The organism is Paenibacillus sp. FSL R7-0297, from assembly GCF_038009025.1.
Classification (GTDB): domain Bacteria; phylum Bacillota; class Bacilli; order Paenibacillales; family Paenibacillaceae; genus Paenibacillus_AQ.
Genome location: NZ_JBBPAQ010000001.1, coordinates 2098531 through 2115629, shown reverse-complemented (window position 1 = coordinate 2115629; position 17099 = coordinate 2098531). Strand labels below are relative to the sequence as shown.

General features: G+C 49.1%; 18 protein-coding genes. 5 read left to right on the top strand and 13 right to left on the bottom strand.

Translation table 11 applies throughout. The annotated features are described in order from the left end of the window. Positions 1-92: 92 nt before the first annotated feature. Positions 93-812: a pirin family protein gene (locus tag MKZ24_RS09260; protein WP_340782323.1), complete on the bottom strand. Its 720-nt coding sequence runs from the start codon at positions 810-812 to the stop codon at positions 93-95. Positions 813-1171: 359 nt separating this feature from the next. Here MKZ24_RS09260 and MKZ24_RS09255 point away from each other — a divergent pair, with 359 nt between their 5' ends. Together MKZ24_RS09255 and MKZ24_RS09250 are read left to right on the top strand one after the other, a co-directional pair. Next, positions 1172-1675 carry a YtxH domain-containing protein gene (locus MKZ24_RS09255; RefSeq protein WP_340782321.1) on the top strand — a complete coding sequence of 168 codons (504 nt, stop codon included), beginning with the start codon at positions 1172-1174 and terminating at the stop codon, positions 1673-1675. A gap of 181 nt (positions 1676-1856) precedes the next feature. Then, positions 1857-2189: a DUF5665 domain-containing protein gene (locus MKZ24_RS09250; protein ID WP_042239714.1), complete on the top strand. Its 333-nt coding sequence runs from the start codon at positions 1857-1859 to the stop codon at positions 2187-2189. A gap of 169 nt (positions 2190-2358) precedes the next feature. Here MKZ24_RS09250 and MKZ24_RS09245 read toward each other — a convergent pair whose 3' ends face one another. The 10 genes from MKZ24_RS09245 to MKZ24_RS09200 form a co-directional block, all read right to left on the bottom strand. After that, a complete protein-coding gene (locus MKZ24_RS09245) occupies positions 2359-3129 on the bottom strand; it encodes a sigma-70 family RNA polymerase sigma factor (RefSeq protein ID WP_039309251.1) in 771 nt (256 codons plus the stop codon). Continuing rightward, positions 3126-3578, bottom strand: coding sequence for an anti-sigma B factor RsbW (gene rsbW / locus MKZ24_RS09240; RefSeq protein WP_042239715.1), 453 nt, complete (start codon positions 3576-3578; stop codon positions 3126-3128). The genes MKZ24_RS09245 and rsbW overlap by 4 nt, the downstream gene beginning before the upstream one ends. A gap of 18 nt (positions 3579-3596) precedes the next feature. Then, entirely contained in the window at positions 3597-3935 is a 339-nt protein-coding gene (locus MKZ24_RS09235) for an STAS domain-containing protein (protein WP_039309255.1), read from the bottom strand. 72 nt (positions 3936-4007) lie between these two features. Beyond that, complete coding sequence (locus tag MKZ24_RS09230; protein WP_340782314.1) at positions 4008-5702, bottom strand: response regulator; 1695 nt, start codon at positions 5700-5702, stop codon at positions 4008-4010. 16 nt (positions 5703-5718) lie between these two features. Then, the gene (locus tag MKZ24_RS09225; protein ID WP_039309260.1) at positions 5719-6588 is read right to left on the bottom strand and encodes a CheR family methyltransferase; all 870 of its coding nucleotides are present in this window, start codon (positions 6586-6588) and stop codon (positions 5719-5721) included. An 82-nt stretch (positions 6589-6670) separates the two neighbouring features. After that, positions 6671-10339, bottom strand: a complete 3669-nt coding sequence (locus MKZ24_RS09220; RefSeq protein WP_042239717.1) for a response regulator — start codon at positions 10337-10339, stop codon at positions 6671-6673. Then, complete coding sequence (locus tag MKZ24_RS09215) at positions 10336-11508, bottom strand: SpoIIE family protein phosphatase (RefSeq protein WP_042239718.1); 1173 nt, start codon at positions 11506-11508, stop codon at positions 10336-10338. The genes MKZ24_RS09220 and MKZ24_RS09215 overlap by 4 nt, the downstream gene beginning before the upstream one ends. A 214-nt stretch (positions 11509-11722) precedes the next feature. Continuing rightward, complete coding sequence (locus tag MKZ24_RS09210) at positions 11723-12070, bottom strand: general stress protein (protein ID WP_042239719.1); 348 nt, start codon at positions 12068-12070, stop codon at positions 11723-11725. Between the two features lie 91 nt (positions 12071-12161). Beyond that, positions 12162-12701: a hypothetical protein gene (locus MKZ24_RS09205; RefSeq protein WP_052416744.1), complete on the bottom strand. Its 540-nt coding sequence runs from the start codon at positions 12699-12701 to the stop codon at positions 12162-12164. Between the two features lie 63 nt (positions 12702-12764). Continuing rightward, positions 12765-13271, bottom strand: coding sequence for a DUF948 domain-containing protein (locus MKZ24_RS09200; protein ID WP_039309267.1), 507 nt, complete (start codon positions 13269-13271; stop codon positions 12765-12767). A gap of 187 nt (positions 13272-13458) precedes the next feature. Between MKZ24_RS09200 and MKZ24_RS09195 the strand changes: the two genes are divergently transcribed. Next, entirely contained in the window at positions 13459-13626 is a 168-nt protein-coding gene (locus MKZ24_RS09195) for a DUF1328 domain-containing protein (RefSeq protein ID WP_039309270.1), read from the top strand. A 311-nt stretch (positions 13627-13937) separates the two neighbouring features. After that, the gene (locus MKZ24_RS09190) at positions 13938-14333 is read left to right on the top strand and encodes a hypothetical protein (protein WP_042239720.1); all 396 of its coding nucleotides are present in this window, start codon (positions 13938-13940) and stop codon (positions 14331-14333) included. A 251-nt stretch (positions 14334-14584) separates the two neighbouring features. Here MKZ24_RS09190 and MKZ24_RS09185 read toward each other — a convergent pair whose 3' ends face one another. Continuing rightward, entirely contained in the window at positions 14585-15652 is a 1068-nt protein-coding gene (locus MKZ24_RS09185; protein WP_042239721.1) for a C40 family peptidase, read from the bottom strand. Between the two features lie 211 nt (positions 15653-15863). After that, the gene (locus MKZ24_RS09180) at positions 15864-16733 is read right to left on the bottom strand and encodes a cation diffusion facilitator family transporter (RefSeq protein WP_042239722.1); all 870 of its coding nucleotides are present in this window, start codon (positions 16731-16733) and stop codon (positions 15864-15866) included. Positions 16734-16871: 138 nt separating this feature from the next. On the opposite strand from MKZ24_RS09180, the gene MKZ24_RS09175 reads away from it, so the two are divergent. Further along, positions 16872-17057: a hypothetical protein gene (locus tag MKZ24_RS09175; RefSeq protein ID WP_039309279.1), complete on the top strand. Its 186-nt coding sequence runs from the start codon at positions 16872-16874 to the stop codon at positions 17055-17057. The last annotated feature ends 42 nt before the right edge of the window (positions 17058-17099 follow it).

Genomic DNA, 17099 nt, shown 5'->3' with positions numbered 1-17099 from the left:
CCCTTCTCTCCGACCCGTCCGTAGGAATGGACCGGGAAGCTGAAGGGCTTTTGTGCGTTGATGCTCGGTTTAGGAAGGTCTGCACCTGTCATTTACGGCAGATCAATTAGGATGAACTCTGCATCTCCGCCATTGCTTGTCCCTTTAATGGTCAGATCACAGCTCTTGCGGATACGCGCCGCATCTCCCTGCTGAAGCTGAAACACGCCGTCTGAGCAGCTAATCTCCAGATTCCCGGAAATCAGATAAATATGAGTGCGCCGCTCCTCTTGCTGCGGGTAATGCAGCTCCCGGTTCGTCTGCAGAAGGGACAAATAGACCGTAACATCCTCGCCCAGCTTAAGCGCTCCCTTGTCCGCTGATCCGGAAGCAACCGGAAGCAGGTTGTTCAGCTTAAGCTCGTCCGGAAAGAATCTCGCGTCCCACCTCGGCGTCATTCCCGGACGGTCCGGCAGCAGCCAGATTTGCAAGAAACGCACATTCGAGCTTAGGGACGGGTTCGTCTCCGAATGATTGATGCCTGTACCCGCGCTCATCATCTGCACACTGCCGGCCTGCAGATCCGCATGATTTCCAAGATCATCCTGATGCTTCAGGACTCCGGAAACTACATAAGTAATAATCTCCAGATCATGATGCGGATGCTCATGCATGCCTTGCTCCGGCTTCAATTCATTGTCGTTATGGGCCAGCAGTGCGCCAAAGTGGGCATTGCTGGGGTCATCGTAATCTCCAAATGAAAAGCTGAATTCACTGTGTATCCATTCTCTAGTCGAAGTATGACGCTCTGCTGATGTGACTACTTTAATCATAAACTTTGCACCTCCATAGATGTTGGAACCTTCTCCATATCTTAACCAGGGGATAAATGCTCCTTATATGAGATGTGTATAGGCACTGTGATTTAGTATCTCTTACCCCCTTCCTTTCTTCATCAATCAAGCGTTTGTAAAGCCGTAAATATAGCCGTTTATATATAGAAAAGATCCTCTATTGCCTGGATTCTTCCCTATACTCCGTCAATCTTTCCCATGCTCACCAACTGTTTCAGTATATACCCCTACGTTTATATACGAAGTAAGATACTTCAGGCTATCCTGAATTTGAATGACGGCAGGCAGCATAGCTGCCGGAGTTCAAATCATAATAATCTAATGAGGAGTGATTGGTGATGAACAAGGCAGAAACGGAATATCCAGTAGAAAGCGGCGGCACATTTTTCAAGGGAATTTTCATAGGTGGTCTGCTTGGGGCTGCGGCGGCACTGTTGTTCGCACCGAAACCGGGCCGTGAAATGCGCAGTGATTTGTCGGACAAGCTCTCGATTGCCACTGACAAAACCAAAGAGGTTGCAGGAGCCGTAACAGACAAGACCAAAACACTGGCAACTACAGTCAGCGAAAAAGCGACTGATCTGGCAGGTACAGTATCTGCTAAAGCCTCCGACATCTTCACAACGGTCAGCGACAGCAAACAACAAATTGCTGCTACATTGTCGGAAACAGGCAAGAAGATTGGTGAAACCGTAAGCGAAGCCTCGAAGGATGTGGCCGGTGATGTTAAAGACGCTTCCAAGGATGTCTCGAATGAAGCTAAAGATGCTTCCAAAGACATAGCTGATGAAGCTAAGGATGCTAAAGAGGAAGTTAAATCCTCTTACAAGTCCACTTATTAAAAAACGGCGATATACGGCCTATTTGAGGCAGTACAAGAGAGCAGCCAGCTCGCCGTAGCTGGCTGCTCTCTATTTATGCATGCCTTTTTTGGGCGTATAAGTCCACACTAAGCCCGAAATGAATTATACCCTCATACACTCAATAAAGCCTGTTCCAGGCTATAGAAAGCAGGTACGCCTTATGGGAGAAGCGGACAGCAGAACTAATGCTTATGAGGTTGATGAGCATCCCTTCGAGCTGCGGCATGAGGTCAAACGCTTGAATGCACGGCTCGACAAAATCGCAGATTCACTCGAAAAATCCGAATTCAAGGATATCCTGGAAAATTATACGGACCCCAAGAAGCGGATCATTACCAATCTGATGGCTGGCGTATCCAGAGGCCTGGGGCTTTCCCTTGGTACGTTCGTGATCCTCGGTTTACTGGGCTATATTCTTAGTTTGTTTCTTGATGTGCCAGTTATCGGGGAATATCTTGGAGAAATCAAAAAATATATTGATGCCAACAGCTAGATAGATCTCCCGCTCACCCCTCCTGCAGCCTACTCCCGCCAGAATAGCCTGCAGGAGGGGTGTTGCACGTTGAACCGCGGGGAATTAATCCTGCCCATAGCAAAACAAGCCCTATCCCCGGCGGGGAAGGGCTTGTCCTGCTATTCAATATATTGGCATACCACTTAGCTTAATAAGAAGAATTAGCCATAATCTGCTTCAGCTTCTCGGTAGCACGCTTCTGTATGCGGGAAACACTCATCTGCGATACCCCGAGCTTCTGGGCGATGGCACGCTGTGACTGGCCATCCTGGAATGCCAGCAGCAGTACCTGCTGCTCCTGCTCCTTCAGCTGTCCCAGAGCCTGCTGGAGATCCATGCGTTTCTCCACAGTTTCATAGTCATTGGCGTCAGAGCTGATCAATTCGCCGAGTGTAGCACCCGTCTCTTCCTGTGAGAGCGGTGAATCGAGCGAGACATAATGATAACATTCCCTGCCGGCCAGTACTTCCACAGTTTCTTCCACAGTAAGATCCAGATAATGGGCAATTTCTTCCACCGCAGGGGAACGTTCCAATCGAATGGTAAGTTCATCAATGGCCTGCTGCACAAGTGCGCCTTTTTCTTTGATCCGTCTTGGAACCTGTATGTACCAGGATTTATCACGCAGGAAATTCTTCATATGTCCGATCATGCTTTTCATCGCATAGGGCTCAAAAGGTATACCCAGGCTAATATCATATTGCTGCAACAGCCGGATTAGCGCCATTTGTCCCACTTGATACAGATCTTCATAGAGATCTGGACGGTTACGGGCAATTTTGCCGGCTGCCATCTTCACCATAGGCTCGTATTTACGGATGAGCACTGTAGCTATTTCATTGTCTTTCGTCTGCTGGTATTCCCAGATCAGGCTTACTGCTTCATTCATGGACTCTGGGGGAGTCACTTTGTCGTTCATACTTTCTCCTCGCTGTAATTAAGCCGCTTAGTCAGGGTAACGACTGTCCCTTTCCCTGCTTCGCTGACGACGCTAACGTCATCCATAAGCGCCTGCATTAAATAAAATCCCAGTCCGCCCACCTGAACATCATTCAGCTCCTTGTCATGCAGCGTCATACGTTCATCAGACGAATCCAACCCGTCAAAGCTCTCCCCCTCATCTTTGACAGTAATGGACAAAGCACTTGATCCTACTTCAAAGATTACATCAACCAAACCGTCTTCCTGCCCGTAAGCATAAAGCACGGAGTTGTTACAGGCTTCCGAGACTGCTACCTTCATATCCTCAATATCTTCATAAGTGAAACCCATCTTAGAGGCAATGCCATATAAATTAAGTCTGACGATATCGACATATTCTGCACTGGCGGGTAACTGAAGAACTACTTTTTGCACGTCATCACTCATCCTTAGTTCGATCCTTTCCTAGTGGGAATTCTCTTGGGGGGCAAAAAACTTGGAAATGCCGGTCATATCAAACAACTTCTGTATTTGTGGAGGAACTTCCTCAACGGCAAATTTAACTTCCATTCCGTGTCTTGCTTTGAGAATCGACAACAAAATCCCGATGCCTGTGCTGTCAATATATCTCAAGTCCTTAAGATTAATCACGAGATCAAGCCCTGTATCTCCCACCAGCGGTTCCATGACCAGACGGAAATCAGGAGCTACAGACAAATCGAGCTCTCCAATCAGATAAACGGTGCATACTGTGCCTTCTGTTTCGGTTTTTGCGTGGAACTTTTCACTTTTATGTGTATTCATAGACAACTCTCCTGATAAATGTTTTCTTTACCAATAACCCTAATGGTACTCTGTTGAAACAACTATTGGGACTTAACGGCTGTGGTAATTACTGGATCTTGCATTAAAAAGTGAGGTGTTCCGCTGGGCAGCGGGGTTATCCTTGACAGAATACCTGGAAATAATCTGCTTGATGCTGCTAAGCTTGAGCGGTTTGCTGATATAGCCATCCATTCCGGCAGCGGTACACCGATTCTGGATGCCCTCCATGACATTCGCAGTCATGGCAATAATAATGGTCTTGTCCGGGGAACCGCCGCTGTCCTCGCGAATCCTGGAGGTCGCTGTAAGCCCGTCCATCACCGGCATCTGCAGATCCATGAATATAAAATCGTAAGCAGAGTTCCGGGCCATCTCTACAGCCTGGCTCCCATCCTCGGCAACCTCGGCATTATAGCCCAGCTTGTCCAGCATGCTTACCATCAGGCGTTGGTTGATCGGATGGTCATCCACGACAAGCACCTTGCTGCGCCAATGCCGGTCAACCACTTTCCCCGCACTCTGCTCCTCCTGGCAGTTGTCTGCCAGTTCATCCTCCGGGACAGCTGCCTGTATCGTGAATACGAATGTAGCTCCCTTCTCTTCCATCGATTCCACACGGATATCTCCGCCCATCATCCCAACAAGCGACTTACAGATAGCGAGCCCCAGGCCCGTCCCTCCGTATTTGCGGGTCATGGATGAATCAAGCTGAGAGAAGGGCTGGAACAGCCGGTCACATTTCTCCGGTGAAATTCCAATGCCTGTATCTTTCACTGTAAATTCCACTACCAATTTATTATCCGCTGTAGGCACGCTGGACGCAACCAAATATACGCCGCCCTGGTTGGTAAACTTGACCGCATTGGCCACCAGATTAATTAATACCTGGCGCAAACGGGCCATATCCCCGTAAATAAGCTTGGGCAGCTTCTGATCGATGAAATAGGCCAGCTCCAGATTCTTTTTGCCTGCTTCCGCAGAAAATAAGCTGAACACCTCCTGGATGGTGGTTTGTAGCTCAAACAACTGCTCTTCCATTTCCATTTTGCCTGATTCCATCTTGGTGAAATCAAGGATATCGTTAATGACTGTAATCAGGGTATCTGCACTTTTGCGGATGATCTCCGTATATTCCTTCTGCTCAGGAGCAAGCTCCGTCTCCATCAGAAGATCGATCATACCCACTACCCCGTTCATTGGCGTACGGATCTCATGGCTCATCATCGCGAGGAATTCGGTCTTGGCATTAGCGGCAATCTCCGCCTCTTCCTTGGCTTTGACCAGCTCCCCGTTAATCCGCTCGAGTTCCTGCGTCTTCTGCTGCAGCAGCATAGACTGAAGCTGCTGCTTCTTGCTGGTCAGATACATGTTAACAAAGCCTTCGATCTTGGACTTGAGAATCTGTGGAATAAATGGTTTGACCATATAATCAATGGCACCGGCAGAATAACCCGCGAACAGATGCTCCGCCTCCTTGCTGTTGGCAGAGATAAAAATGATCGGAATATCCTTGGTTTTCTCTCTGGCTTTGATTAATTTGGCGGTTTCGATTCCGTCCATACCCGGCATCTGAACGTCCAGTACGATAACTGCAAATTCATATCTTAATAAGCACCGCAGTGCTTCTTCACCAGAATTGGCTTTGACAAGCTTGTAATGCTGACTCTCAAGCACTGCTTCCAGTGCCAGCAGATTCTCGGGACGGTCGTCAACCAGCAGTATATGAATCGGTTCCTGAACCCCCATAGGCCCTCCTTACCCGCTACTTATTCTTGCGGTATATTTTTTCCACCCTGTCCAAAGCTTCGTAGCTGTCACTGTATTTCGTGAAATGAATGGATTCCTTGGAACCAAGGACCAGGACTCCGAACCGGCTGAGACTTTCGTGGAATAAGCCATGAACATGATCGCGGAGCTCATCGTTGAAATAGATCATTACGTTGCGGCAGAAAATAACATTAAATTCATTAAATGAAGTATCTGTCGCCAGATTATGCTCGGCAAAAATAATATTCTTGCGCAAGTAAGGCTGCAGAATCACTGAATTATACTTCGCAGTGTAGTATTCCGAGAACGCGCGTGTACCGCCCGCCTCCAGATAATTCTTGGTATATTGCTTCATCTTCCCGATCTCATACACGCCTTCTTTGGCCTGCTGCAGGGAACGGGCGTTCATATCCGTTGCATAAATCCGCGCCTTGTCGTAAAGCCCTTCCTCATGCAGCATAATAGCCATGGAATATACCTCTTCGCCTGTGGAACAGCCGGCATGCCAGATCCGGATATACGGATAGGTCCGCAGCAGGGGGACCACCTTCTGCCGGAAGGTCAGGAAGAGTCCCGGATCGCGGAACATTTCCGTTACAGGGATCGAAAGACTGTATACAAACCGTTCAAAGCAGGCACGGTCATGCAGCACTTTCTCCTGCAGGGCGGATATGCTGGGCACATTCTCGGCATGGACATGATGCCAGATGCGCCGTTTCAATGAAGGCAGCGCATAATTCCTGAAGTCATATCCATATAGACGGTGTACCCCGCTAAGAAGCAGCTCAATTTCAATCTGTTCAAGCTCCTGTTTGCTCCCTGCCTGAATAGCCTGCTCCTCATATCCGCGTTCCATAGCTGTCATTGTTATCAATACTCCCTTGCCTAAGCCTTATTTACGGACTCGTTCCAAATGGTACTGTATAGCTATTACCCCGAAATCGCCCTTACGAATACAACCAGACACGCATTAATGAAAGAAGCTGATCTGTACTGATCGGTTTCTTCATATAATCGGAGGCTCCGGCCTCAATACACTTCGCCCGGTCCTCCTTCATCGCCTTGGCCGTAAGTGCAATAATCGGCAATTTCTGGTACTGCGGCATTTGCCGGATACGCCGCATCGCTTCGTAGCCGTCCATTTCCGGCATCATCATATCCATCAGCACCAGATCAAAATCCGTATGCTCCACCAGCATATCAATGGCCTCCCGCCCATTCTCGGCGAACTTCACTTCCATATGATATCCTTCAAGAACACTGGAGAGGGCAAAGACGTTTCGGATGTCATCATCGACGAGCAATATTTTTTTGCCGTCGAACAATTCTTCTTTATTGTGCAGCTTTTGCAGAATTTTACGCTTATCCTCCGGAAGATTAGCCTCTACCCGGTGCAGGAACAGCGTAGTTTCATCCAGCAGCCGTTCCGGCGAGCGGACATCCTTGATAATGATCGATTCCGCATATTTACGCAGCTGCGTCTCTTCTTTGCTGTCCAGATCTTTACCCGTATAAATAATGATCGGCAGATCATTCAACTCTTCATCATCCCGGATCTGATCCAGCAGCTCGAATCCGGTCATATCCTCCAGCATAAGATCGAGGACCATACAGTCATACCTCTGCTTGCGCAGCTCGCCCAGGGCTTCATGGCCGGTGGAAACCGCAGTAATGGCTACATCATCATGCCCGATAAGCTCCATGATGGACCGGCGCTGGATATCATCATCTTCTACAATGAGCAGATGCTTAAGCGTGCTGGCGGTGTAGTTCTCAATTTGCGAGAATGCCCGGTCCAGCGCTTCGCGAGAAGAAGGCTTTCTTAAGTAGGCCATCGCGCCCATCATGAGGCCCTGCTTAATCTCGTCGTTCACGGAGATCACGTGCACAGGAATATGCCGGGTCTGGGAAGCACCCTTGAGTTCCCTGAGTATTGACCAGCCGTCCATGACCGGCAGCTGGATATCGAGAATAATCGCGTCAGGCAGATAGGTCTTGGCCATCTGCAGGCCGGTATCTCCCTGAAGAGCCACCAGTCCCTTGAAGCCGCGGCCGCGGGCCATGCCGAGCAGTATTTTGGCAAAGCTCTCGTCATCTTCGATAATGAGCAGAACCTTGTCGCCGGCAGTAAGCGATTCGCGGTCGTCTTCAACAATAACCGGCACGAGGGGCGTAGGTGCCACATTGCCGGTTTCATTCCATGTACGTTCGTCCCGGTACTCTTCAAGCGTCGCCGCATCCCGTGCGGCGGCGGCTTCTGCCACTCCCGGCAGCAGGCTGTAATTCCCTTTGACCGGCAGATACAAGGTGAAGATGCTTCCTTGTCCTTCGCGCGATTCCAGTCCAATTGCCCCGCCCATCAGACGGGCAAGCTCGCGGCTGATCGACAGCCCGAGACCTGTGCCCCCATACTTGCGGCTAGTTGTCCCGTCGACCTGCTGGAAGGCCTCAAAGACTATATCCATCTTGTCGGACGGGATGCCGATTCCGCTGTCCTTGACAGACATTGCAATGTATTCATATTCATGCGGCAGATAGGAAGGCAGCTGCTTGGTATCCGCCCGGCTGACAGAGAACTCCACATGTCCTTCACTGGTGAATTTGAACGCATTAGACAAGAGATTGCGGAGCACCTGCTTCAGTCTGTGGCTGTCCGTGAACACATGGTCCGGCAGTGGCTCCTCGAAGGATAAGCGCAGCGACAGCCCCTTCTGACTGGCCAGCGGCGCAAAGTTCTGCTTCACGAAGATCTTTAGCTCTGTAAGCGGAATCTCTTCGTAATTAAGCTCCATTTTGCCGGCATCCACCTTGGACAGATCGAGAATCTCATCTATCATCTTGAGCAGGTCCGCACCTGACATATAGATGGTATGGGCGAATTCCACCTGCTTGTCGCTCAGATTCCCTTCTTTATTCTCCGTAAGAAGCTGGGACAGGATTAACAGGCTGTTCAGCGGCGTCCGCAGCTCATGAGACATATTCGCCAGGAACTCGGATTTGTATTTGCTGGTCACCGCAAGCTGCATCGCCTGCTTCTCAAGCTGGACGCGGGCATGCTCAATCTCATCCTTCTTCTCTTCAACCTCCTGCACCTGCTCCTGCAGAGCACTGGTCTTGGCGAGCAGCTCCGTATTATAATGCTCCAGTTCTCCCTGCTGCCGCTGCAGCAGCTCCTCGGAACGCTTCAGCGCATCCGTCTGTTCCTCCAGATTCTCGTTGGAACGGCGGAGTTCTTCCTGCTGGGTCTGCAGTTCCTCTGACTGGCATTGCAGCTCTTCGGTAAGCGCCTGCGATTCCCGCAGCAGCTCTTCAACGTCAAGCCTGCGGCTGATATTATTCAGAATGATGCCCAGATTATTCGAAAGCTGATGAAGCAGCTCATTCTGCAGCACCGAGAAAGGAGTAAAGGAAGCGAATTCCACTACCCCCATTAGCTCATCTTCAAATAAAAGCGGATGAATAGAAATGTAACTCGGATGTGATTCCCCGAATCCGGAGGAGACGGAAATATAGTTATCCGGCGCCTCTGTCAGATTGATCGGCAGCTTGTCCAAGGCGCTTTGTCCGACCAGCCCCTGACCGATTTCGAAGCTCTCCTTCGGTGTGACGCCTTCCTCACCGGCATAGAAAGCGCTGCTGACCAGCAGGTTCGGATTGTTCTGATCCTTCAAATATACAGCACCGTACTGGGCTCCCAGCACAGGCGTGAACTCACTGATAAAGGTCTGTGACACCTGTTCCAGTGAGCTGACGCCACGCAGCAGCTCCGTTACCCGGGCTATGTTCGCGTTCAGCCAAGCCTGGTCACTCTGCGCCTGGGCATAGGACTTTTCAAGCTGCTGCTTCTGCTCAATATCCTCAGCCATCTCCTGGAACACGCGGGCTACATCACCAATCTCATCTTTGGATTTGACCTTGATCCGCCGGATCGCCCGCATCTTGCCGTTGCCGAAGCTGGTAATCATCATGGATACTACACTTAGACCGCGCGTAATACTCGGGATGACCCATAGGATCACCCCGAGCCCCAGCAGCAGTCCCACAATCATAATCAGGGTCACTATCTGAATCGAACGTTCGGATGCCTCCTTGGCTATGGCGGTCTCATCAGTCATCCGGAAGGCATTATAATCGGAAAGTGCATTCAGACTGTTCAGTACCTCGTTCTGGATATCTTGTCCTTCTGCATTACGGTAAGTATTAGCATTCTGGAAGTAGCCGGCAGTCAGCATCTCCAGCACTTTACTCTGATAATTCTTATACGCAGAATAAGAAGCCTCAATCTGCGATAACAGCTGCAATTCTTCTGTGGTATTCATGGAGTCCTGCATATTCTTCAGATGCTCCTCAGCTTTGAGCACCTTGCTGTTAATTTCCGCCTTCTGGGCATCCACAGAAAGTGTGTCCGCGTTAAGCATCGAGGTGGTTAAGATCCGCGCCATATCATTCACTTCACCGCGAAGCCCTGAAGAGGAGCGGCCTTTGCTGTACCTCTCCTGGAAGCTGTCAAGCTGTCCGCTCATATAATGAAGCCGGTCATACCCGATCATGGTAAGAGCCAGCATAATGGCCAGCATGGCACTGAAGCCGATTAGCAGTTTTGCCTTTATTTTCATTCCCTATCTTTTCCTTTCTTCAGCGAAATCCATACCAGACACTTATCGTCATCGCGTTCCTGATTCACAGGCTCATTCAGGAAAGCAGTGCGCATAACCTCTTCCTGCCAGTCGTGGCCTGCATTCAAATGCCCGACCATGAATTCGAGCTGCTCGGCCTGCTCTCCCTGGGCCATCTCCAGCAAGCCGTCTGTAAACAGCACCAGATGGCCTTCTTCCTCATAGCTGAGGCTCTGCGGCTGGATATCAATCCGGTCAAACAGCCCGACCGGGTGGCAGTTGCTCTCCAGCAGAACGGGAGTTTTAGCCTCTCCTTCGAAGAGCAGCGCCGGCGGGTGCCCGGCATTCACATAATCAATCCGCTTCATCCGTGTATCAATAACGAGATAAATTGCCGTGAAGTAATACTGGACCAGCTGCTTCTCAATGTAGAGCTGATTGAAGCGTCTGTTAAGTTCTTGAATAACCTTCTCCGGCTCAACATAGGTAGTCACGGTATCCTTCAATACCGAGGCCAGGAACATACAGAACAGCGATGAAGAGATCCCGTGTCCCATCATATCCAGCAGAATGACAGCATAACGCCCGTCACCCAGCGGATACCAGGCGTATAAATCACCGGCCAGCTCAAAGGACGGCTGAAAAATGGCATGCACCTCAAACGTTTCATCGGTAAGCGGCAAGCTGAGTACTGCATTCTGCACTAAAGCAGCAAGCTTCAACTCATCCTGGATGCGCTGATCCCGCTCCTTATGCCAATCTTTCTCGCGTTTCAGCCGCAGGGCCAGACGGATGCGGGCCATCAGCTCTACCTTATTAATCGGTTTCGTAACATAATCTACGGCACCTGCATCCAGTGCTTCTGCAAGCTTCTTGGAATCTCCCACAGCGGTGACCATAATAATGGGAATGTCCTTCAGATGCTCATATTGCTGAACCACACGGCAGGCCTCAATCCCGTCCATCTCCGGCATCATCATATCCAGCAGTATCAAATCCACATCCGACTGCTTAGGTTGCTTCTCATCCGCGCCAGAACCCACGCCAAGCAGCTTCAACATATCTTTAGCGGACGAAGCCGTTATAAAATTCCGGTAATCTTCTTTTTTCAGGATTTCACGGATAATGATTACATTGGTCGGATTATCATCTACAATTAAAATTCTCAAGCTTCCTCACCTCACACGAATAGTATTAGGACCGTAAATCCTGTAATTCTATCACTCTATCATACGATATTTGAACAGCCTGTTTCCATATAGCAAGATATTGGAAGAGAATCAGGCCCTCGTCTTCAACAAAGTAACCTCCAGTCCCACTGCTTGCAGTGGGGCTGGAGGTTACGCTATTGGACTATAGAGGTCACAGAAGGCTGACCGGCAATTATTTCGGATTTCTTTTGGCGATAACGAGAACTTTGCCTAAATCGAGCTCCTTCTCGTAAAAAGCCGCTTCCGCGCTACTAAAGCCGAGCGAAGTAATCTTAAACCGGAGAGCATCGCCGCGTGAACGGAAAAGGTTAGCAATCGCACCAAATAACCCTTCTTCGCTGAGCCCGACCTCATTCACGTCTGCAGCATCCACGATACGGCCTTCACGGTTTTCATCGTGACTGATCACGTAGAGGTCATCTCTTGTATAGCCGGTGCTACGCAGCCGATTCACTTCTTCTATCGCCTGAACACCATTCTCCAGCAACTTGGCATATGCCTGTGTACCGATTGAATCCATGAAATCACTCTCCTTGTATTGTTTAAGAGGGCAACGCAGGTAAAAGATGACTGAGCATTCATTAACCTTAATTGCCGCTCTTGAAACAGCCTCAGAAAGAATTTCCGTCAAATAAATCAATACCCTCCCATTCTCCGGTGTTCATATTACGGTAGACTTTGAGCGCTGCACTTCCTCTAATATATACATCGCCGTCCTCGGCTTCAAAATCCGGTGCCCCCAATGTCTCCTGCAGGCTGGCAGTCACCGGATTCAGTTCCTGACCGTTAAGATTCAGGCCGAACTGTTCTGCCTGGGAAGGTGAAGCATGCACATAGAGGACAAAGCCCTCACAAACACCGGCGGAGACGTCAGCGTATTGATATTCCAGGCAATCTCCCCAAGGGTCCGGAGTAATCTGAGGCGGGATACCTTTGGTCTGCAGCAGCGCTTCCTCCGGCATATACAGGGTGACCCCGGCCAGAGACTCGAAACTGCTTATGTAGGGAACTGTATTGACACTATGCTCAAAGGCGAGCATTACCGGCGGTTGTTGCACGGTTGCCGAAGAAGCGGCAGGGACAGTCTCAGCTTGCGGCGGAATGGTGATAAAGGGAGAAAGCAGACTAAGCAAAAGAATAACGATTTTCATGTAAACTCCCGCCTCTCATAAGCTGAATTGCCCTTGGCCTGAACCCTGCGCTACTTAACCTGATTAATGGCGGAACTTCTGCCAGATGGCGGCTGCAGCATCCACGCCCTTAAGCGCTGTTGCTATTTTACCCTTGGACTTGCTTTCGTTTACCGCTTCATAGGATTGAATAGTTCTTTCTTCGGACGGAGTAAGCGGAACTTCTGCAATAGATACGGATTTGGCCTTATCCTTCAGTTCACGTGATTTGCGGAATTTCTCAATGACGGTTACCGATACCTGCTTCACGGTCAGTGTCAGTTCATTCATCACATCACCGAGGTTCTTCACAGAATCGACAATAGGATCAATCTTCTGAATTTTGCCCTGAACATCGGCAGTGATATCATTGGCATGTCTGACCGTTGTTTTCACTTCATACGTAAGCTCATCAATGGTCTTTTGTACTTCCTGCAGAGTCTGACTGACCTTGTCGAGGGATTCCTTCGCTGATTTCAAGGTTTTAATTAAGAAGAATACGAGGACTGCGAATGCAACAGCAACTAGTGCTACGCTAAGTTCAATGATCATTTCCATAACCCCTTCCGAATGTCTTATAATGTCGTTTGGCTCTGTCTGATACTGCATAGTTACCCTTACGGAATTAGGCCGAAACAAATTGTCAAGCGCCTTAAAGACCATCCCCTTCTGTTTGTTTCAAAATGATAGGCACCGTTTAAACAATGACTACATCACCACACAGAAAGGATGACATCTCATGTTAAGATGGTCAGTAATTCTGCTGGTAGTTGCTCTGATTGCCGGTATCTTCGGTTTCTTCAATATCGTGGCGGCCGCTGTAGGCATTGCCAAAGTATTGTTCTACATCTTCCTTATTCTCTTCGTTGTTTCGCTCTTTATGGGACGAAGAGGACGATCAATGTAGTCATTCATTCCGCTAACCCCAACCCAAGCAATGCTGTAGAGCCCGAGGCTTCCACGAGAAGCCCGGGCTTATTTCCATATCTGCACATTATTCCCCTTGATATATCCTATTCACCCTTCAGAAAGTATAGGCCTTTCCTCTCAGGATGTCACTTGTCCTCAGAATCAGAAATACAAGGCTCCCTGGAATAAAACAAAAAATATTTAATCCCGATGTTTGGTTCATTACATACACTTTATGTTTACATGCTTATTAGCACAGCACGAACATGTTAAAGTACACTACTAAACCAAAATCAGGAGGAATCATCGATGAAAAAATTAGCCAGCTTAACAGTAGCAATGGGTCTTATGGCTTCCATAGCAGCAACCGCTTCAGCTGCTGAAGTAACAGGTACCACTACCACTACTCCTACTTCTGATGCAGCAGTGTCTGTAACCGGAAGTACATACATGGAGCCATTCGACACTGTAATCACACCAGCAGACATCAAACTAGCGACTCCTCAGATTATCCTAACCAAGATCACTGCTTTCCACCTTTCCGTGGGCAGCATGGCTCCTATCGGCTGGCTGGGTGCGCAGACTGTCGACACTACAGGTGTAATCATGACCGATACTTGGGGCAATGAGTGGAGAGAAGTATATACTTGGCTGGGCAAAGCTTGGCTCAAGGTTCCTGCATCCGCTTATATAATTACTCCATAAATACTTAACGATAAGCGAAGTCATAACAGCTGATGTGCTACCTTTGCTATGACTTCGCAGTTGGTTATACTCAAGAGGCCCATGGACCTTAGTCCTGACGGCCTTTTTGCTGTGTTTAAACGGAAAAGGGGTTATCCTTTCAGTAGAAGAATCTACTGAAAGGATAACCCCACAAAACATCCGCCCTAGTTCGTTTACCCGTCACAAACTTGTACTACTGCCGCTTCATGCTCTCTATATCTATTGTTATATTAGCGGATGACCGAGCCTCCATAAAGGAAACGATTCATCCAAGAAGCGCTTAATTTGTCTACTCTTACACCGCCGGAAGATACGGAATACGTCTGTAATAACTGCCCGTCCCCCAAATACATCGCTACATGCGTAATTCTTGCTGCAGACTTGTCGATCCCCGCATAGGCGGAAGCCGAGCTTCCTTTATAATCCATGAAGAACATCAAATCACCGCGTTTCAACCCAGAAATGTCCGTTACTACATTACTATTCTGCTTCACCCAGTCTCCCTGCTGACGGGAGTCGGCAGGCAGCTTCAGATTTGCTGCATCCATGAAGATCTGGCGGATGAAATCCGAGCAGTCGAACGTGCTGGTATCACTCCGGCTGGACCCGTACTCATACGGTGTACCGAGGTAGCCCATGCCTGCCGCAATTACACTTTCAATCACAGCAGCCTGCGGCGGAGCCGTAGGTACTGGCGTTGGCGTAGGTGTTGGCACCGGTGTCGGTATAGGTGTCGGAGCAGGTGCCGCCGTTGCTTCAATGTATTGATCCGCAGAGCTTGTATATCCGGTTGTACCGTTAGCTGTTCTTACTTTGTACCAATAGCTATTGGTTTCTTCCATGATTGTTACCTGGTCATTCTTGTATAGGTATCCCAGCACTTTACCGCTTGTGGAAGGTGTCTCCCGAAGACGGACTGTGGACTGGATGACTGCTGTTTGTACTGCAGGTGTAGCCACCGGAGCCGTAATCACACTGATGTATTGGTCTCCCGCACTGGTATAACCGATCTCGCCGTCTGAAGTTCTGACTTTGTACCAATAGCTGTTAGTCTCTTCCAGGATCGTTACCTGTTCTCCCTTACTGAGGTACTTCAATACCTTACCGCTGGTAGAAGGAGTCGTGCGCAGGCGGACCGAGGATTGAATTACACCTGTCTGTACCGCTGGCGCAGCCAAAGACGAAATGTCAGAAGCCGATGCAGCGAAGGACTGCTGAGGACTTAACACTCCCAAGGATAATGCCAGTGTTGCTGAGACCAATAACGATGCTGCCAGTTTCTTATGTGATACGATCATAGCGTTCCCCCGCTTAGCGTATTGAGAATTCAACAACGGCGCGCGCTACGTTTGTTGCTTTCTGCCCTCATTATAGGCTTACCCGGGATTTGGAACATGCTCCAAATTTCACAAATAACCTTTCCATCTTATGGTAACATCCAGGTCTATAGTCTCGATTTCTCCTTGGATTTGGTGGAAATTACAGCTAACTAGGAGAAATTAAGGAATGTTAATCTTTGGGTTCAACGTGAACCTGCACATTCATGATGTTATGCAGCTTGCTCATCCGCTCTTCGATGGAGTCACTGATGGCATGGCCCTCCATTACCGTCATCTGTGCATTCACTTGTACCACTACATCAACCAGCACATGATTGCCATGAACCCGGGCTTTCAAATCCTTAATGCCCTCCACACCCGGTGTCCGGGCAATGGTGCTGCGCAGATCAAGCAGTTTATCTTCGTCAAAGCCGTCAGTCAGCCGGTAAGTGGAGTCGCGGAATATATCCCAGGCCGTCTTGGAGATCAGCAGTCCTACCGCAACAGCAGCAGCTGAATCGATCCAAGGAAGGCCGAACTGGGCTCCGACAATTCCTACAGCAGCTCCGATACTAACCATGGCATCCGAGAAATTATCCTTGGCTGCAGCCATCAGCGCGTTGTTATTAATCTGCTTCGCCAAACGCTTGTTATATATATATACCCCCATCATGGCTACGGCACACACCAGGGCAACTCCCGCCGACCAGAGCTGCGGCGTTGCCTTCGCCCCTTCAAACAAGGATCGCACTGCTTCCACAATAACCTGGATGCCGACCATCGCCATGATAAAAGAAGCCATCAGCGCAGCAACCGTCTCGGCCCGGAAATGCCCGTAGGTATGATCTGAATCCGGCGGCTTCCGTGAGATGCGCAGACCAATCAGCACGGCCAGTGAAGCAACAATATCGGTCAGATTGTTAAAGCCGTCTGCCAGGAGAGCGCTGGAAGCGAACAAGTAGCCGCAGACCAGCTTGAAAGCAGACAAGACCAGATAAGCGACAATACTGACCAGTGCGCCTTTTTCTCCTTTGCGTATATCTTCATAAATATCGGCCATCCCTGCTACCCCCTGTCAATCTCCATCCTTGTCACATAAATACAGGAAAACTTTCTTTGAGTTATTCTTGCCCTTGTGGCAGCATTTAAAAACAATTAGAATAAGGAAAAGGACTTGCTGCCTAAGGGGGTTAACATAATGAGCGAGAACAATGATAAACCAAAAATTAATTTGGCCGAGGCGATCCGCCAGAAGCTTGAACAGAAGAAACAGCATGCTTCAGGTAAACCGGGTTCAACTTTTCAAGCCGGTTCCGCGAAACCGCTGAAAAGCCAGAACAATAAGAAGCCAAACAATCAGCGCCGTCGTACAGGCGGATCCTAGGCTTCTTACACTCTTATATGTGAACATAAACGGCTGCGTTAT

Bases quoted from the DNA above. Each gene is read 5' to 3' on its own strand.
- MKZ24_RS09260 (WP_340782323.1), bottom strand. From the start codon at position 812: ATGATTAAAGTAGTCACATCAGCAGAGCGTCATACTTCGACTAGAGAA.
- MKZ24_RS09255 (WP_340782321.1), top strand. From the start codon at position 1,172: ATGAACAAGGCAGAAACGGAATATCCAGTAGAAAGCGGCGGCACATTT.
- MKZ24_RS09250 (WP_042239714.1), top strand. From the start codon at position 1,857: ATGGGAGAAGCGGACAGCAGAACTAATGCTTATGAGGTTGATGAGCAT.
- MKZ24_RS09245 (WP_039309251.1), bottom strand. From the start codon at position 3,129: ATGAACGACAAAGTGACTCCCCCAGAGTCCATGAATGAAGCAGTAAGC.
- rsbW (WP_042239715.1), bottom strand. From the start codon at position 3,578: ATGAGTGATGACGTGCAAAAAGTAGTTCTTCAGTTACCCGCCAGTGCA.
- MKZ24_RS09235 (WP_039309255.1), bottom strand. From the start codon at position 3,935: ATGAATACACATAAAAGTGAAAAGTTCCACGCAAAAACCGAAACAGAA.
- MKZ24_RS09230 (WP_340782314.1), bottom strand. From the start codon at position 5,702: ATGGGGGTTCAGGAACCGATTCATATACTGCTGGTTGACGACCGTCCC.
- MKZ24_RS09225 (WP_039309260.1), bottom strand. From the start codon at position 6,588: ATGACAGCTATGGAACGCGGATATGAGGAGCAGGCTATTCAGGCAGGG.
- MKZ24_RS09220 (WP_042239717.1), bottom strand. From the start codon at position 10,339: ATGAAAATAAAGGCAAAACTGCTAATCGGCTTCAGTGCCATGCTGGCC.
- MKZ24_RS09210 (WP_042239719.1), bottom strand. From the start codon at position 12,070: ATGGATTCAATCGGTACACAGGCATATGCCAAGTTGCTGGAGAATGGT.
- MKZ24_RS09205 (WP_052416744.1), bottom strand. From the start codon at position 12,701: ATGAAAATCGTTATTCTTTTGCTTAGTCTGCTTTCTCCCTTTATCACC.
- MKZ24_RS09200 (WP_039309267.1), bottom strand. From the start codon at position 13,271: ATGATCATTGAACTTAGCGTAGCACTAGTTGCTGTTGCATTCGCAGTC.
- MKZ24_RS09195 (WP_039309270.1), top strand. From the start codon at position 13,459: ATGTTAAGATGGTCAGTAATTCTGCTGGTAGTTGCTCTGATTGCCGGT.
- MKZ24_RS09190 (WP_042239720.1), top strand. From the start codon at position 13,938: ATGAAAAAATTAGCCAGCTTAACAGTAGCAATGGGTCTTATGGCTTCC.
- MKZ24_RS09185 (WP_042239721.1), bottom strand. From the start codon at position 15,652: ATGATCGTATCACATAAGAAACTGGCAGCATCGTTATTGGTCTCAGCA.
- MKZ24_RS09180 (WP_042239722.1), bottom strand. From the start codon at position 16,733: ATGGCCGATATTTATGAAGATATACGCAAAGGAGAAAAAGGCGCACTG.
- MKZ24_RS09175 (WP_039309279.1), top strand. From the start codon at position 16,872: ATGAGCGAGAACAATGATAAACCAAAAATTAATTTGGCCGAGGCGATC.